At 68.3% G+C, this 16562-nt stretch carries 17 protein-coding genes; 13 read left to right on the forward strand and 4 right to left on the reverse strand.

Annotated elements, in window-relative coordinates; all coding sequences use genetic code 11:
- Positions 1 to 4 precede the first annotated feature (4 nt).
- On the forward strand, positions 5 to 820 hold the full coding sequence (locus tag IEW19_RS07290; protein ID WP_188570975.1) for a thiazole synthase: 816 nt from the start codon (positions 5 to 7) through the stop codon (positions 818 to 820).
- Between the two features lie 105 nt (positions 821 to 925).
- Here IEW19_RS07290 and IEW19_RS07295 read toward each other — a convergent pair whose 3' ends face one another.
- From IEW19_RS07295 to IEW19_RS07305, 3 genes are read right to left on the reverse strand one after another with little or no spacing between them, the layout of a single operon-like run.
- Positions 926 to 1228, reverse strand: coding sequence for a hypothetical protein (locus tag IEW19_RS07295; protein WP_188570976.1), 303 nt, complete (start codon positions 1226 to 1228; stop codon positions 926 to 928).
- A 21-nt stretch (positions 1229 to 1249) separates the two neighbouring features.
- On the reverse strand, positions 1250 to 1474 hold the full coding sequence (locus IEW19_RS07300) for a DUF3107 domain-containing protein (RefSeq protein ID WP_188570977.1): 225 nt from the start codon (positions 1472 to 1474) through the stop codon (positions 1250 to 1252).
- A 48-nt stretch (positions 1475 to 1522) separates the two neighbouring features.
- Complete coding sequence (locus IEW19_RS07305) at positions 1523 to 2188, reverse strand: TetR/AcrR family transcriptional regulator (RefSeq protein ID WP_188570978.1); 666 nt, start codon at positions 2186 to 2188, stop codon at positions 1523 to 1525.
- 85 nt (positions 2189 to 2273) lie between these two features.
- Here IEW19_RS07305 and moeB point away from each other — a divergent pair, with 85 nt between their 5' ends.
- Positions 2274 to 3473: a molybdopterin-synthase adenylyltransferase MoeB gene (gene moeB / locus IEW19_RS07310; protein ID WP_188570979.1), complete on the forward strand. Its 1200-nt coding sequence runs from the start codon at positions 2274 to 2276 to the stop codon at positions 3471 to 3473.
- Positions 3474 to 3592: 119 nt separating this feature from the next.
- Here moeB and IEW19_RS07315 read toward each other — a convergent pair whose 3' ends face one another.
- Positions 3593 to 4915 carry a glutamyl-tRNA reductase gene (locus tag IEW19_RS07315; protein ID WP_188570980.1) on the reverse strand — a complete coding sequence of 441 codons (1323 nt, stop codon included), beginning with the start codon at positions 4913 to 4915 and terminating at the stop codon, positions 3593 to 3595.
- 158 nt (positions 4916 to 5073) lie between these two features.
- Here IEW19_RS07315 and hemE point away from each other — a divergent pair, with 158 nt between their 5' ends.
- From hemE to IEW19_RS23440, 11 genes are all read left to right on the forward strand, one after another.
- A complete protein-coding gene (gene hemE / locus IEW19_RS07320) occupies positions 5074 to 6168 on the forward strand; it encodes a uroporphyrinogen decarboxylase (RefSeq protein ID WP_188570981.1) in 1095 nt (364 codons plus the stop codon).
- Between the two features lie 3 nt (positions 6169 to 6171).
- On the forward strand, positions 6172 to 7623 hold the full coding sequence (gene hemG / locus IEW19_RS07325) for a protoporphyrinogen oxidase (protein WP_188570982.1): 1452 nt from the start codon (positions 6172 to 6174) through the stop codon (positions 7621 to 7623).
- Between the two features lie 480 nt (positions 7624 to 8103).
- Complete coding sequence (locus IEW19_RS07330; protein ID WP_188570983.1) at positions 8104 to 8838, forward strand: hypothetical protein; 735 nt, start codon at positions 8104 to 8106, stop codon at positions 8836 to 8838.
- A 113-nt stretch (positions 8839 to 8951) separates the two neighbouring features.
- Positions 8952 to 9653 (forward strand): hydrogen peroxide-dependent heme synthase, encoded by a 702-nt coding sequence (gene hemQ / locus IEW19_RS07335; protein WP_188570984.1) that lies wholly within the window; start codon positions 8952 to 8954, stop codon positions 9651 to 9653.
- Positions 9650 to 10894: a ferrochelatase gene (locus tag IEW19_RS07340; RefSeq protein ID WP_188570985.1), complete on the forward strand. Its 1245-nt coding sequence runs from the start codon at positions 9650 to 9652 to the stop codon at positions 10892 to 10894. The genes hemQ and IEW19_RS07340 overlap by 4 nt, the downstream gene beginning before the upstream one ends.
- A complete protein-coding gene (gene hemC, locus IEW19_RS07345) occupies positions 10891 to 11889 on the forward strand; it encodes a hydroxymethylbilane synthase (protein WP_188570986.1) in 999 nt (332 codons plus the stop codon). The genes IEW19_RS07340 and hemC overlap by 4 nt, the downstream gene beginning before the upstream one ends.
- A gap of 7 nt (positions 11890 to 11896) precedes the next feature.
- Positions 11897 to 12760: a uroporphyrinogen-III synthase gene (locus tag IEW19_RS07350; protein WP_188570987.1), complete on the forward strand. Its 864-nt coding sequence runs from the start codon at positions 11897 to 11899 to the stop codon at positions 12758 to 12760.
- Between the two features lie 58 nt (positions 12761 to 12818).
- The gene (gene hemB / locus IEW19_RS07355; RefSeq protein WP_188570988.1) at positions 12819 to 13802 is read left to right on the forward strand and encodes a porphobilinogen synthase; all 984 of its coding nucleotides are present in this window, start codon (positions 12819 to 12821) and stop codon (positions 13800 to 13802) included.
- The gene (locus IEW19_RS07360; RefSeq protein WP_188570989.1) at positions 13799 to 14875 is read left to right on the forward strand and encodes an LLM class flavin-dependent oxidoreductase; all 1077 of its coding nucleotides are present in this window, start codon (positions 13799 to 13801) and stop codon (positions 14873 to 14875) included. Before hemB ends, IEW19_RS07360 begins: the two co-directional genes overlap by 4 nt.
- Positions 14876 to 14926: 51 nt before the next feature.
- The gene (hemL, locus tag IEW19_RS07365) at positions 14927 to 16258 is read left to right on the forward strand and encodes a glutamate-1-semialdehyde 2,1-aminomutase (RefSeq protein WP_188570990.1); all 1332 of its coding nucleotides are present in this window, start codon (positions 14927 to 14929) and stop codon (positions 16256 to 16258) included.
- Between the two features lie 117 nt (positions 16259 to 16375).
- Positions 16376 to 16562 (forward strand): hypothetical protein (locus IEW19_RS23440; protein WP_229748370.1); only part of this gene is annotated, 187 nt, incomplete at its 3' end.

Here is a 16562-nt window from a genome sequence, read left to right on the forward strand (position 1 = left end):
CGCCATGACCGAAACCAGCACCATCAACCCGGCCGGCCATGCCGGTCCCGACGACGCCCTGGTGATCGACGGCGTGGCCCTCGGATCCCGGCTCATCATGGGCACCGGCGGCGCGCCCAGCCTGGACGGCCTGGGCGCCGCGCTCTTGGCTTCCGGCACCGCATTGACCACCGTGGCCATGCGCCGCTACTCCACCGCGGAAACCGGATCGCTCTTCCAGCTGCTGGTGGACCACGGAATCCGGGTGCTGCCCAATACCGCCGGCTGCTTCACAGCCAGAGACGCGGTCCTCACAGCGGAACTCGCCAGGGAGGCCCTGGAGACCGATTGGGTGAAACTGGAGGTCATCGCCGACGAGCAAACCCTCCTCCCGGACGCAGTGGAGCTCGTGGAGGCAACAGAGCAGCTGGTGAACCGCGGCTTCAAGGTCTTCGCCTACACCAACGACGACCCCGTGCTGGCGCTGCGGCTGGAGAACCTCGGTGCAACCGCCGTGATGCCGCTGGGAGCCCCGATCGGCACCGGACTGGGCATCCTGAACCCGCACAACATTGAGCTCATCATTTCGCGCGCCTCGGTCCCGGTGGTCCTGGACGCGGGAATCGGCACGGCGTCGGATGCCGCCCTGGCCATGGAGCTGGGTTGCGACGCCGTCCTGCTGGCCACCGCCGTGACGCGCGCCCAGAACCCGGCCCTCATGGGCGAGGCGTTCAAGCATGCAGTGATCGCTGGCCGGATGGCCAGGGCTGCCGGGCGCATCCCACGCCGGGAGCACGCCCTTGCATCGTCGGCGATGGAGGGCCGGGCAGAGTTCCTCTGACCCTGGACGTCACAGCTGTGGCCACCACCCTCGCGGGGTGGTGGCCACAGCTGTGACGTACTGGCGGCGACCGCTGGCGGGCCGTTACTCAGCGACTGCTCAGCNTCAGCGGCGCAGCACAGCTGTGAGCCGTTCCGTGTCGTGCCGCGCACGTGTACGGCCCAGGTAGACGACGGCGGCGATGGCCGCAGCAGTGCCCAGGACCACGGGCAGGATCCACGGGAGCCACGTCAGCCCGGGCAGGTAGCCGAAACCCGCTGCCATCAGGATGATCCATGCCAGCGCTGCAACTCCTACGGCGATGCCGGCCGGGAGGGCCGCGCCGTACTTGGAATGGCGCTTGTCATTGGCCCAGACGACGAAGCCGGCGGCCACGGTGGCCAGCACCACGATGGTCAGCGAAAGCATGGATCTCCTTGGAGCCGGGGACTAGAACTGGCCGAAACCGACGCGACGTACCTCTTCGGCACCGATTTCCACGTATGCCAGTGCGTTGCCCGGAACAATGATCAGGCGTCCTTTGTCATCCTTCAGGCGCAGTTCGCTGCCTTCGTTAATGGCTTCGCCAACAACTTTGGCCACCGTTTCCGCGTCCTGGGCCGATTCCAGTACGATTTCGCGGCCAACGTTTTGAACGCCGATCTTAATTTCCAAGGGGGCCTCCCAGCCTGTGAAGTTCGTCGATGATGTCTTATTTGTAGTCTAGGACTCTTTGGGGAAGCGAGAGATTCCGCGCCAAGCTAAACGGTAGATGAGGTCACTGGCCACATCGAGGTCCAGGTTGCCGTCCGTTTCCAGCCAGTACCGGGCGCTGACCTGCGCCATGCCGGCCAGGCCACGGCCCAGGAGCTCAGCTTCGAGGTGGGGGAGCTTGGTGTCCTCGGCGATGACCCGGGCAATGGCGTCGGCAAAGGTCCGGTTGAAGGTTTCCAGCCGCGAGCTGACATCGGGATCGTTGATCAGGTCGGATTCGAACACCAGGCGGTGGGCTTGGTCGTCACTGGCAATGAAGTGGAAGTATGCGCGCATGACGGCCTGGACGCGTTCGTCGTTGTCCGTGGTGGAGTTCAGGGCGCCCAGCATCAGTTCGGTCAGGGACGCCAGGTGGCTTTCCAGCAGCGCGATGTACAGGTCGCGTTTGGAGGGGAAGTGCTGGTACAGCACCGGCTTGCTCACGTGGGCTGTCTCTGCAATTTCGTCCATCGCGGCGCCGTGGTAGCCGTTGGCCACGAACACCTCCTGTGCCGCAGCAAGAAGTTGTGCGCGGCGCTCATCCCGGGGCAGCCGGGCGGACCGTTGGCCTGCGGGGCGGGAGGCAGTGTGCGGTTCGGCGGCGGTCGGGCGGTCAGCCCGTGCTTCAGGGACCACAGTTGTCCTTCTTTCCATTGCAGTTACCCTTCACTTTACTGCGGGGTAATATGACCCGGCGGTATCCCGGGGCATACATTGAAGTATGGCTTCGTCTTTCACCGCAAATGTTGCAACCCCCACCCTCGATCCGTTGGTGGCGCCGGCTGCCGAGCTGACCCCCGCCGAGGTGGAACGGTACTCGCGCCACCTGATCATTCCGGAGATCGGTGCCCCGGGCCAACGGCGGCTCAAGAACGCCAGGGTGCTGGTGATCGGCGCCGGCGGCCTGGGTGCCCCCGCCTTGCTGTACCTTGCCGCGGCGGGCGTTGGCACGATCGGGATCGTCGACGATGACGTGGTGGACCTGAGCAACCTGCAGCGCCAGGTAATCCACGGCGTCAGCGATGTGGGCCGGCCCAAGATCGAATCAGCGCGCGATGCCATCGCTGAGCTGAACCCGCTGGTGGATGTCAGGCTGCACAACCTGCGCCTGGACGCGTCCAATGCGCTGGAGCTGTTCAGCGGGTATGACCTCATCCTCGACGGTGCCGACAACTTCGCCACCCGGTACCTGGTGAACGACGCCGCGGCCATCCTGGGCAAGCCTTACGTGTGGGGTTCCATCTTCCGTTTCGACGGCCAGGTCAGCGTGTTCTGGGAGAAGCATGGACCCACCTACCGCGACCTGTACCCCGAGGCTCCGCCTGCCGGTTCCGTACCTTCCTGCGGTGAAGGCGGCGTCTTCGGCATGCTGTGCGCCGCCGTGGGATCGCTCATGGTGACTGAAGCGGTGAAGCTGATTACCGGCGTCGGACGTTCCCTGCTGGGGCGCGTGGCACTGTTTGACGCCCTGGGCGGCAGCTGGCGCGAGATCCGGGTGTCAAAGGACCCTGCCGCTGAACCCATCACGGAACTCGCCGACTACGAGGCCTTCTGCGGCATCGCCCCGGTGTCTCAGGCGGACACGGAACATACCGTCACCGCCGCCCAACTGGCCACCATGCTGGTGTCGCGGAACGCCGGCCTCAAGGACTTTGAGCTGGTGGATGTGCGCGAGGCCGGGGAGTTCGACATCGTCCGGATTGATGGGGCCAAGCTGATTCCGCAGGGACGGATCCTGGCGGGCGAAGCGTGGGATGAACTCCCGCAGGACCGGGACATTGTGTTCCACTGCAAGGCCGGGACGCGGTCCGCCAACGTGCTGGCTGCGGCCAGGGAGGCCGGCTACCTGCGGGTCAGCCACCTCGACGGCGGGATCCTGGCCTGGGTGCGCGACGTGGAACCCCAGAAGCCCGTCTACTGACCCGGACGCCCCATCACTTTCCGCGCCTCTCCCAAAGACGCCCCATCACTTCTTTCAGGGAAGCGATGGGGCGTTGCCTTATGAAGGGCAGGAAGTGATGGGGCGTTTGAAGCCGGGGGTCAGGCGGTTTCGCGGCCCTTGTGGTCAACCGGGCACTCGGCCCCGGCCGCGGCGGGGGAGGCGGCCGGCTGTTCGACGGTGATGCCGTAGAGCGCCTCCAGCGCGGCAACGTAGTCATCCTGCTGGCCGTTCGCGGCGAGTTCACGGGCGCGGACCGTGGGAACGTGCAGCAACTGCTTGACCATGCGGCGGAGCGCGAACTCGACTTCTTCGGCGGCAGCGGTGCAGCCATGGCGTGCGCGGACCTTTTCCATCTCCGCGTCCAGCACATTCATGGTGTGGCGCCGCAGGGCAACGATGGCTGAATCGACGGAGCGCGCTTCGCGTTCCTGCTCGAAGGCCCTGGCGGCACCCTTGACGATGCCGCTGGCCTGGGCGAGTGACTCCGCCTGTTCCTGCGGTGCTGCAAGGCGCACGGACTCCAGGGTGAGCAGTTCCACGCCGTCCAGCTCGCCGACTGCGGGGTCGAAGTCGTGGGTGAGGGCCAGGTCGATCGCGATCAGGGGCTGCCGCGATCCTGAGCGGACCTGGGCGAGTTCGTCGGCCTCAACCCGGGTATCCGATCCGCTGCAGCCGATCATCACGTCGGCGCCGGCCACAGCGGACCGCAGCGAGTCCGCGTCCAGGGCAGTTCCGCCGCGCGAGGCCACGAATCCTTCGGCCCGGCCGGAAGAGGAGAAGACGGAGATGTCCGTGCAGCCGCGTTCGCGCAGCAGTGCCATGGTGGCGCCGGCGTAGGCGCCGGTCCCGAAGACCACCACCTTCTTGCTGGACCAGTCCGGGCTTTCGGATAGGTCAGTCGCCAGGTCCAGCGCCACCGAGACGATGGAAAGGCCGCGGGAGCCGAGGGCTGTCTGCGCCCCCACATCCTTGGCGGTCTTCGAGGCTGCCTGGAAGAGCCGGACGAGGCCAGCGCTGGCGGTGCCGTCATGCTGGGCCGTGATCAGGGCGCGGCGCACCTGGCCGGCGATTTCGCGTTCGCCCACGACGGCGGAGTCGAGTCCCGCGCTGACAGCGAACAGGTGCCGGGTTACCTCCGGTCCGGTGCGTGTGCTGAACGAACGCGACACGAGGGGTTCGGCCAGTCCGCTGGCTTCGCTGATCCGGGATACGAGGGCCGCCCGCGCCGCTTCGACGTCGTTGGGGTTGGGCGCCTCACCGTAGATTTCGTACCGGTTGCAGGTGGCCAGGACCACCGCCCCTGCCACAGCGGGGGATTCGGTGAGAGCGGATGCGGCAATCCCGGAGGAACCGTTGCTCAACTGAGCAACGGTTTCAAGATCGATGTCGGCGTGTGTAGCCACCAATGAGAAAAGAACCACAGCAGACCAATCATAGCTTTTTCGGTGCCCGGTAGAACAACCACCGGAAAGGATAATCGCCACACTGTCCAGTGATCCGCGCCACCAGCCTGGTTCCCGCGTTGTAAGCGACAGGTTGTCGTTATCTTTTGCAGCTCTTTTTCGGCACAATCAAAAGCATGACTCCTAGCCCTGCCGTCTCCGCTGCCGGCGCCCTCGCCGCAGACCATCCACTGATGGACGGCCGCACAGCGGACTCACCGCTGATCACGGCCTACCGCGGAGGCAAGCCGTCCCGCCGTCCCGTCTGGTTCATGCGGCAGGCGGGCCGGTCGCTGCCGGAATACCTCAAGGTGCGCGAGGGCATCGCCATGCTGGACTCCTGCCTCCGGCCGGAACTGGCCTCGGAGATCACGCTCCAGCCCGTCCGTCGCCACGACGTGGACGCCGGCATCTTCTTTTCGGACATTGTCATCCCGCTGAAGCTTGCGGGGGTTGGCGTGGACATCGTGCCCGGGGTGGGTCCTGTCCTTGAGAAGCCTGTCCGCACGGCGGCCGACGTTGCCGCCCTGCCACAGCTCACCTGGGAGGCACTGGAGCCCATCCGCGAGGCCGTCCGCCTCACGGTTGCGGAACTGGGCAAAACGCCCCTGATCGGTTTCGCCGGTGCGCCTTTCACCCTGGCCGCCTACATGGTGGAGGGAAAACCGTCACGCGACCACCTGGGCCCGCGCACCATGATGCACGCGGACCCGGAAACCTGGGCCGCGCTGGCCAACTGGGCTGCCGATGCCTCGGGCATGTTCCTCCAGGCCCAGCTGGAGGCGGGCGCCTCCGCCGCCCAGCTCTTCGACTCCTGGGCGGGCTCGCTGGGACTGGGTGACTACACCAAATACGTTGCACCGGCGTCGGCCCGTGCCCTGGACCATGTCCGGCACCTCGGTGCTCCGCTCATCCACTTCGGCACCGGCACGTCCGAACTCCTCGTGGCCATGCGCGACGTCGGCGTGGACGTGGTGGGCGTCGACTACCGGCTGCCCCTCGACGAAGCGAACCGCCGGCTGGGCGGAACCGTGCCGCTGCAGGGGAACATCGACCCCGCGCTGCTGGCAGCCCCCTGGGCGGTCCTGGAAGCCCACGTCCGCGAGGTCATCGCCGCAGGCGCCACCGCCCCCGGCCACGTCCTGAACCTGGGCCACGGAGTACCGCCCGAAACGGACCCTGACGTCCTGACCCGGGTGGTGGAGCTCATCCACTCCATCTCGCCGGAGTAAGCCATGGGCAGTCCTCCGGCGAAGCCCGGCACGGCGCTCGTGGTGGGCGGTGGGATCTCCGGGCTGCTGTCCGCACGGGAACTCGCCGCGGCCGGCCATGACGTGACCGTCCTGGAGGCGGGGCCGGCGTGGGGCGGCTGTGTGGGCAGCCATACGGTAGCCGGACTCACCCTGGACAGCGGCGCTGAGTCCTTCGCCACGCGGTCCGACGCCGTCGCCGGGCTGTGTGCCGAACTCGGCCTGGGCGGCATGATCGTCCCTCCCCGTCCCGGCGGTGCCTGGGTGCAGCTTCCGGGCGGCCCCCGGGAACTTCCCAGGACCGGGCTCCTGGGCATCCCCGCCAACCCCTGGGATCCAGAGGTCCGCCGCACCCTGGGCACCCTGGGGTCGCTGCGCGCCTCACTGGACAGGCTGCTGCCCTCCTCCGTGGGAGCCGGCGCGGGCGTTACCAGCGTCGCCGCGCTGGTCCGGGCGCGGATGGGTTCGCGGGTGCTGGAGCGGCTGGTCTCGCCGGTGGTGGGCGGCGTGCACTCAGCCGATCCCGGCCTGCTCGACGTCGACATGGTGGCTCCCGGACTCCGTGCAGGCTTGCGTCAACATGGTTCCCTCGCTGCCGCCGTATCAGCGCAGCGTCGCCTTTCCGCCGGCACCGCTGGCACGGCTGCGCAGGGTAAACCAGCCAAGGCAGGTTCCGCCGTCGCTGGCCTTGAAGGCGGCATGCACACCCTGGTGGACGCTTTGGTGGCAGATCTCCGTCGCCGCGGCGTCACGCTCCTGGCGGACACCGCCGCGGCATCCGTTAGCCGCGTATCGGAAGGCTGGCGTGTTGGAGCGGCCGGAGCGACCTTCAACACAACCCTGCTGGTCATGGCTGTGGACGGCCCGGCCGCCGTCGGGCTGCTGGAAGCGGCGGTACCGGCCATCGCAGGAAGGCAGCCGGCGTCGGGCCCAGACGTCAAGCTGGTCACTCTGGTGGTGGACAAACCGGATTTGGACCGGCGCCCCCGTGGAACAGGGGTCCTGGTGGCCCCGCAAACGCCGGGCATCGAAGCGAAGGCGCTGACGCACGCCACGGGCAAATGGGATTGGCTCGCGGCCGCTGCCGGCCCTGGGCGCCACGTGGTGCGCCTTTCCTACGGCCGGGTGGACGGCGCTTCGGCCCAGCCGCGCGGCCCCGAAACAGATGCTGAGCTTCTCGCGGCCGCCCTGCGTGATGCTTCCGCCCTCCTGGGCGTCCAGGTCACGGGGGACGACGTGCAGGGCTGGGACGTTGTCCGGTGGCGCGGGTCCCTGCCCTTCGCGGCTGTGGGGCACCGCGCGCGTGCGGCAGAGATCCGGAAGGCCTGCACCGCCGCCGGCGGCCTGGCGGTCGTGGGCGGCTGGGTTGCCGGGAACGGACTGGCCGCCGTCGTGGCCGACACACGTGAGCAAATCGACCAATTGGACGTTGCCTGAGCATCGTTGCTGGTCAGCGGGCCGGCCCTGGTGGCCAGCCTCGACCCTTCCGCGGCGCGCCGTGCTTCCCGGTTTCCAATCGGCCAAGCGTTCTGGCTAGGGTCGATGACTATGCTTCAACACAGGTCCGAGCTTTCCATGTCCCGGACCGGTATCCATGGGGGACTCCGACGCGGTACCGCAGCCGCGGCCGTCGGAGCGGTACTGGTTCTTTCCACCGGCGTACAGGCGTCCTTGGCCGATGACGCGGCTGCCCCTCCCCAAGACCCTGCGGCCCACATAGCACCAGGTCCAGCTGCTGCGGCGTTTGGCGCTTCCGCGGCTGTCCGTCAAAGCGGTCCCGGTGCGCAGGGAGCACAGCAGGGCGACGGAAACAGTGCAGCGGGGCGACAGGAACATGGTGGACAGGCAGCCGGCGAGCCGACTCCCGCAAGCCCGGCCGCTGGTGCCGCGCATGCCAGGAACACATCCATCCTTGCCGTGCCTGGTGCCTTGCTGCCGGCAGTCAAGGCCACATCTTCCAGCACGTGGACGGCGACGGCTACAGACGGCGCGTCGGTTGGCGCCCTTCCCGACCTCCCGCTCCCGCTGGCCTCCGGGACGCCTTTGGCGCCCGGCGGGCAGGCCACCAGGCCCACGGCACCGGCCGCCACGGCATCTTCCCCGGCGTCAGCCCAGCCGGGGTCCACAAACCCGCCAGGGACGGCAACCCAGTCCGGGCCTGCCACAGCGTCGGCGCCGGGCGCTGCCCCTGCCGCCGGCACGTCCCCGGCGGCAGGCGCCCCGCCGACGACCATGGCGGAAGCTCCTCGCGCCCCTGGACCGGGGACCGGGACAGTCCCGGGAGGGTCAGCTTCCGCGTCCGGTGCGGGCACCGAGGCGGCATTCGGCGGGCCAACCGGAACGCCCGGTACGGGGGCCGGCGGTGCGGCGGCCGACGGCAGTGCGGCCGGAGGATCCGGAGCCAGCGGCCCGGGTTCAGCGTCTTCTCCCTCATCCCTGGCGGCCGGGGACTCCCGTCAGTCCGGCAGTGCAGGGCAATTCCCATCCCCCCGCGTGCCGCAGGCCGTCGCTGCACCCGCAAGTCCGGCCCGCGCGGTTTCCTCGACGGGACCGCTGCCCGACATGCCCGATGCGCTGGTGTGGCTGGGCGCCGGCCTGGTCGGCGTGGGCGCCGCGGCGGGGCTGGTATTCCTGCGCATGCGCCGCCTCTAGGGATGCGGCGCGGAACGGCCTGCTGCACCCGCCCATGTGACTTTCCTCACTTCTACGAGCTGTAGAACTCTTTGGTTTCGACTTGGGGGTAACGAAGGGGCAAACTTGTAACCATGAGCCACACTTCTGCCGAATCTGTCACTAAAACCGAAGAATCAGCCGAGCAGTTCTTCACCCTCTGGACGGTGTTCAAGCGGTCGGAGGCAGTGGTCCGCAGCGCGGATGCCGCCGCCGACTTCGAAGCGTTGCTGGAGCGGCTCGCTGCAGCAGGCGTCACGCACCGGGGCAGCTACGATGTCTCTGCGATGCGCGCCGACGCCGACGTCATGGTGTGGCTCCACGGCCCCAAGCCGGAAGCGTTGCAGCAGGCCATCCGCGACATCCGCCGCAGCACCCTGTTTGCCGGCACCGAGATCGTCTGGTCCGCCATGGGCGTCCACCGCGAGGCCGAGTTCGCCAAGAACCACACGCCGGCCTACTCCCGCGGGGTCGCTCCCGCCGAATGGCTCTGCGTCTACCCGTTCGTCCGCTCCTACGAGTGGTACATTCTGCCGGACGCCGAGCGCGGCAAGATGCTCCGAGACCACGGACTGCTGGGACGGGACTTCCCGCAGGTCATTTCCAACACCGTTTCCTCCTTCGCCCTGGGCGACTGGGAGTGGATCCTGGGCCTGGAAGCGCCGGAACTGGTGGACCTGGTGGACCTGATGCGGCACCTCCGCGCCACCGAGGCGCGCAACCATGTGCGGGAGGAAGTGCCGTTCTATACCGGACGCCGCATCTCCGCAGACGAGGTTGCTGAGGTTCTCGCATGAGCCCGGAACAGCAGGCCGCCACGGCGGTCAACCCGGTAACTGAGGCCGGACGCATGGCCCCCAAGAACTACGACGCCGTCCTGCTCGCCTCCTTCGGCGGCCCGGAAGGCCAGGAGGACGTCATCCCGTTCCTCCGCAACGTCACCCGCGGCCGGGGGATCCCGGACGAGCGGCTTGAGGAAGTCTCGCACCACTACCGCGCCAACGGCGGCATCAGCCCCATCAACCAGCAGAACCGCGAGCTGAAGGCTGCGCTGGAAGCCGAACTGTTAGCCCGCGGCATCGAGTTGCCCGTGCTGTGGGGCAACCGCAACTGGGCGCCCTACATCCCTGAGACCCTTCAGGGAGCGTACGACGCCGGACACCGCCGGGTGCTGATGCTCACCACGAGTGCCTACTCCTGCTACTCCAGCTGCCGCCAGTACCGCGAGGACATCGGCATGGCGCTGACCGAAACCGGCCTGGACGGCAAACTGGAAGTGGACAAGGTCCGCCAGTACTTCGACCACCCCGGCTTCGTGGAGCCGTTCGTCGAAGGGACCGCCGCCGGCCTGGCCGAGGTCCGCGCCAAGCTCGCTGCGGCCGGCACCCCGGACGCACCCATCCACATCCTGTTCGCCACCCACTCCATCCCCACCCGAGACGCCGAAGCAGCGGGCCGGTCCGAGGGTGAGCCGCGGGAGTTCGAGGAAGGGTCCGCTTATGTGGCACAGCACCTCGCCAATGCCGCCGCGGTCATCGAGCGGGTCCAGGGCGAATCCGGGCTGACCGCACCGTGGTCCCTGGTGTACCAGTCCCGTTCAGGCGCCCCGCACGTGCCGTGGCTCGAACCGGACATCAATGACGCCATCGAGGACCTGGGTGGACAGGGAGTCAAGGGCATCGTCATCGTTCCCCTCGGCTTCGTCAGCGACCACATGGAAGTTGTCTGGGACCTGGACACCGAGGCGATGGAAACCTGCGCCAACCTGGGCCTGGCGGCCACCCGCGTCCCCACCCCCGGGACGCACCGGAAGTTCGTTGATGGCCTGGTGGACCTCATCTGCGAGCGGACGGTGGCCAACAACATCAGCGACCGCCCCGCCGTCACGGATCTTGGTCCCTGGTATGACGTCTGCCGTCCCGGATGCTGCGCCAACTTCCGCGGCGAAAAGCCCACCATCGCAGGGGCTGACACCACCGTAGGCACCGGCCATGACCCGTACCCGTCCGGCACCTCCGGGGAAACGGCCCAGCTGTGACAGTCCGTATTGGCACCCGCGCCAGCAAGCTGGCGCTCACCCAGACCCAGCAGACCGCCGACCAACTGGCCGCCGTCGGAGGTTTCCCGGTGGAGCTGGTGCACGTCCGCACAGACGGCGACGTCCTGACGGGGTCGCTGTCCCAAATGGGCGGCACGGGCGTCTTTGTCGCTGCCCTGCGCGACGCCCTGCTGCGCGATGAGTGCGACGTCGCCGTGCACTCGCTCAAGGACCTCCCGACCGGTGCAGCAGTAGGGCTCAGCCTTGCCGCCACGCCGCGCCGCGTGGACGTCCGCGACGTCCTGTGCGCCCGCGATGGACTGAAGCTGGCCGACCTTCCAGCCGCGGCCCGTGTGGGCACCGGCTCGCCCCGGCGTGCGGCACAGCTGCGGGCGGCGCGCCCGGACCTGCACATCGTCGATATCCGCGGCAACGTGGACACCCGCCTGGGCCGCGTGCCCGGGTTGCCCGGCAACTCCACCGACCAGGTAGTGCCCGGGAAATCCTGCGACCTGGACGCCGTGGTGCTCGCGGCCGCCGGCCTGGAACGGATCGGCAGGCTGGACGTCGTCACCGAATACCTGGAAACCGACGTCATGCTGCCCGCGGCCGGCCAGGGATCACTGGCCATCGAATGCCGGACGGCAGACGCGCCGCCAAAACCCGGTTCGGCTGAAGGTTCCCGTGAAGTCCTGTCCCAGGCACTTGCCGCACTGGACGACCCCGATACCCGCCTTGCCGTCACGGCGGAACGCGCCCTGCTGGCCCGGCTCGAAGCAGGCTGCGCAGCTCCGGTGGGGGCCTACGCCTACCGGAACGGCAGCATGCTGCACCTGGAGGCCGTGGTGTGCGCCGTCGACGGCACCGCCACCGTCCGGGACAAGCGGGCCACGGACGGGCTCACGGAAGTCGGAGCCACCCTGCTGGGCATCGAACTGGCCGAGGCACTCCTTGCCTCCGGGGCCGCCGACATCGCAGACCTGCAGGCGTCCTGACCTGGCGATGACGCAGCCCTCCAGCAGATCCGGATCCGACAAGCCGCTTGGCGGAGCCCGGGTACTGGTCACGCGCAGCCCGGAACGCTCGGGCGCACTGGTGGATGCCCTGGAAGAAGCCGGCGCTTCGCCGGTACTCCTTCCGCTCATCGACTTCGAACGGGCCCCGGACCAGCTTGCACTCGATGTGGCCTGCGATGTGCTGGCAGCGGGTGCCTTCGACTGGCTGGTGGTCAGCAGTGCCACCGCCGTGCACGTCCTGATGGAAAAGGCGGCCGAGCGGGGCCTCGGCCTGGACCGCCTGGTCCCTCCGGGGACGCGGATTGCGGCCATCGGACCCGCGACCCGGAGACTGCTGGAGGCGGGCGGACTGGACGTCGCACTCGTTCCAGCCGAGCAGTCGGCTGCCGGCCTGCTCACTGCATGGTCCGGCGGCGGAAGGATCCTGCTGCCGCAGGCAGACATCGCTGCCGGCACGCTGGCCGAGGGCCTGGCAGCGGCGGGCGGCGCTGTTACCGCCGTTGCTGCCTACCGCACCGTCGACTATCCGGCGGCAGCGGAGCGAAGGCTCGCCGTACAGGCGGAAGGCGTCGACGCCGGCCGGCAGCCGTCGTCGTACTCCCTCCTGACGCCGGAAACCGCGGCCTGGGACATTGGCGAAGGGCGCATTGCCGCCGTGATCGCCGCGTCGCCGAGCGCCGTGCGCCGGATTGCCACCCTTGGTCCGCTGGGCGGCTGCCGGTTGGTGGTGATTGGCCGTTCGACGGCGGACCAGGCTGCTGCCCTCGGCCTGGGGGTGGCTTCAGTGGCGGCCGATCCGACACCGGATGGGCTCGTGGCAGCCGTGGCGAAGGCCCTCAACCCGCCCTGACCAAGCCAGCACCTTTCCCCTCCATGAAGCTCCCCGACAATCGCGAAGGACAGGACCCATGACTTTCCCCAACCAACGCCCCCGCCGACTGCGCACCACCCCCGCCATGCGCCGGCTCACCGCCGAAACACGCCTTGCCCCGGCAGAACTCATCCTTCCCGCCTTCATCCGGGAGGGGCTCAGCGAACCCAACCCCATCACGTCCATGCCGGGCGTGGTCCAGCACACCACCGACACCCTGAAGCGGGCCGCCGCGGAAGCCGTTGAGCTGGGCCTGGGCGGCATCATGCTTTTCGGCATCCCGGAAACCCGCGACGCCGAAGGCACCGCCTCCCTGGACCCGGACGGCGTCCTGAACAAGGCCATCCGCGACGTCCGCGCCGAAGTGGGCGATGACCTGGTGATCATGAGCGACGTCTGCCTGGACGAATTCACCGACCATGGCCACTGCGGAGTGCTCGACGCCGACGGGTACGTAGACAATGACCGTACCGTGGAAATCTACGCCCGGATGGCCGTGGCACAGGCGGAGGCCGGCGCCCACATGCTGGGCCCATCCGGGATGATGGACGGCCAGATCGCCGCCATCCGGTCAGCCCTGGACGAGGCCGGCCACGTCAATACATCCGTCATCGCGTACTCCGCCAAATATGCCTCGGCGTTTTACGGGCCGTTCCGCGAAGCCGTGGACTCCCAGCTCAAGGGCGACCGGCGGACCTACCAGATGGATGCCGGCAACCGCACCGAAGCCTTGCGCGAGGTGGAACTGGACCTGGCTGAGGGTGCCGACATCATCATGGTCAAGCCCGCCATGAGCTACCTCGACATCGTGGCCGATGTTGCCGCGATGAGCCCGGTGCCGGTCTCCGCGTACCAGATTTCCGGCGAATACGCGATGATCGAAGCTGCTGCCGCCAACGGCTGGATCGACCGCCGCGCCGCCATCACCGAATCCGTGCTGGGCATCCGCCGGGCCGGAGCCCACATGGTCCTCACGTACTGGGCCGCCGAACTGGCCGGCTGGCTGAAGGAATCCCGGTGACGGACCGGACTGGTGGGGACCCCACCGCACCCGTGGGGGAGGACGGCATCCTCCTCGGCCTGAATACCTTCGGGGACATCGGCGCGAATCCGGACGGCAGCCCGCAACCGCATGCCCAGGTCCTGCGCCAGCTGCTGGAGCAGGCGGAACTGGCGGACGCCGTCGGCCTCCATGCCTTTGGCGTGGGGGAGCACCACCGCAAGGATTACGCCGTGTCAGCGCCGGAGGTCTTCCTGGCGGCAGCCGCGGCGCGCACGTCCCGGATCCGGCTGGGCTCCGCCGTGACTGTCCTGAGCTCGGACGATCCCATCCGGGTGTTCCAGCGCTTCGCTACCGTGGACGCCATCTCCAACGGCAGGGCGGAAGTGATGCTGGGACGCGGATCGTTCATCGAGTCCTTCCCGCTGTTCGGGCTGGACCTGGCAGACTATGAACTTCTGTTCGAAGAGAAACTCGAGCTGTTCGACAAGGTCCGGGCGCAAAAGCCCGTGCACTGGGAGGGCCGGACCCGGCCGGCGCTGCACGGACTGAGCGCCTACCCGCCCCTGGAACACCACCTGCTGCCCACATGGATCGGGGTGGGCGGAACGCCTGAATCCGTCCTCCGCTGCGCCCAGTACGGCTATCCCATCATCTTCGCCATCATCGGCGGCAAGCCGCGCGGCTTCCGGCCCCTGGCCGACCTCTACCGCGAGGCGATGGCCAAGTACGGGCACCCGATGCAGCAGATGGCCACGCACTCGCCCGGCCATGTGGCCGACACGGATGAGCAGGCCCGGGAAGAGCTGTTCCCGCACTGGCTGCAACTGCGGAACAAGCTCGGGGCCGAGCGCGGGTGGGGTCCGGCCGGGCGCGGCGAGTTCGATGCCCTGTGTTCGTCCGAAGGCGCCCTGTACGTCGGATCGCCGGAAACCGTGGCGCAAAAGATCGTCCGGCTGAAACGGAACCTGGGCGTCGACCGCTTCGACCTGAAATACAGCAACGGTCCGCTGCCGCACTCAGCCATGATGCGCTCGATCGAACTGATGGGTACGGCGGTAGCGCCGCGGGTGGCGGAGCTGCTCGCCGGCTGACTGAGCCGCTTGGCTGACTTTGCCGCTTGGTTAACTGAGAGAATAGGAACCATGACTTCCAGCAATCCTCGCAACGAGGCACTCTTCGACCGCGCCCGCCAGCTGATGCCGGGCGGAGTCAATTCGCCAGTGCGGGCCTTTGGCTCCGTCGGCGGGACGCCGCGCTTCATGGTTTCCGCGAAGGGGCCGTACCTGACCGATGCCGACGGCAAGGAATACGTGGACCTGGTCTGCTCGTGGGGGCCGGCCCTGCTGGGCCACGCCCACCCGGCCGTGCTGGAGGCCGTCCATGCCGCCGTCGACCGCGGCCTCTCCTTCGGCACCTCCACTCCGGATGAGGCCAACCTGGCGGCCATCGTCCAGGAGCGCGTTCCCGCCGTCGAGCGTCTTCGGATGGTGTCCACCGGAACCGAAGCCACCATGACCGCCGTCCGGCTGGCCCGCGGCTTTACCGGCCGCAACCTCATCATCAAGTTCGCCGGCTGCTACCACGGCCACCTCGACGGGCTCCTGGCCGCAGCAGGCTCAGGCCTGGCAACCCTCGCCCTGCCGGGATCTGCCGGCGTTACGGAGGCTACCGCCGCAGAGACGCTGGTGCTGCCCTACAACGACCTCGCTGCCGTCAAGGAAGCCTTCGCCGTTCACGGCCAGAACATCGCAGCCGTCATCACCGAAGCCGCCCCGGCCAACATGGGCGTGGTCACCCCTGCCGAAGGGTTCAACCTGGGCCTCTCACGGATCACCCGCGAGCACGGCGCGCTCCTCATCATCGATGAGGTCCTCACGGGCTTCCGCACGGGGTACTCGGGCTACTGGGGCCTGACCGGCGGTGCGCCGGACGCAGAGGAACCGTGGACCCCGGACCTGCTCACCTTCGGCAAGGTCATCGGCGGAGGCATGCCGACGGCGGCCCTCGGCGGGCGTGCCGACGTCATGGACTACCTGGCACCCACCGGCCCCGTCTACCAGGCCGGCACGTTGTCCGGAAACCCGGTGGCGATGGCGGCCGGAGTGGCCACCCTGACCAACGCCACCCGGGATGTCTACTCGTTCATCGACGTCCGGTCCCTGGAGCTGTCCTCCGCCCTGTCCACTGCACTGGATGCCGCCGGCGTGGACCACTCCATCCAGTTCGCCGGAAACCTCTTCTCGGTGGCCTTCGGAACCTCGGCCAACGGCGTCCACAATTACGCCGACGCCCAGGCGCAGGAGGCGTTCCGCTATGCGCCGTTCTTCCACTCCATGCTGGAATCCGGGGTCTACCTGCCGCCGTCGGTCTTCGAGGCCTGGTTCCTCTCGGCCGCCCACGACGACGATGCCATGAACCGGATCTACGACGCCCTTCCGGCCGCAGCCAAGGCAGCTGCGGCCGCTCAGGGCTAGGTCCGGCACGAAAGGCGCGTCCCGCCGTCGTCCGCCCCCGCGAGATGGGACTTAACGGCAATCCCCGTGCGGCAAAGTCATAGGGTCGTTGCAACGCTCTGATTGATGGAGCGTTAGATGGTCAAGTTGTTCCCGTCGAATGCCCGCACTGAGTTTGTTGATTTGGTGTGCGGCGGCCTGTCGATTCTGGAGGCCTCTCGGCGTGTCGGAGCGGTGCATGCGACCGGCAGCAATTGGTGGGCCCAATCTGGCCACATGATGGCTGTGAACATGGGTGCCGTGGGGGGCTTGGCGGATCCGGCGC

The sequence above is a fragment of the Arthrobacter liuii genome (genome assembly GCF_014639275.1).
Lineage (GTDB): Bacteria > Actinomycetota > Actinomycetes > Actinomycetales > Micrococcaceae > Arthrobacter > Arthrobacter liuii.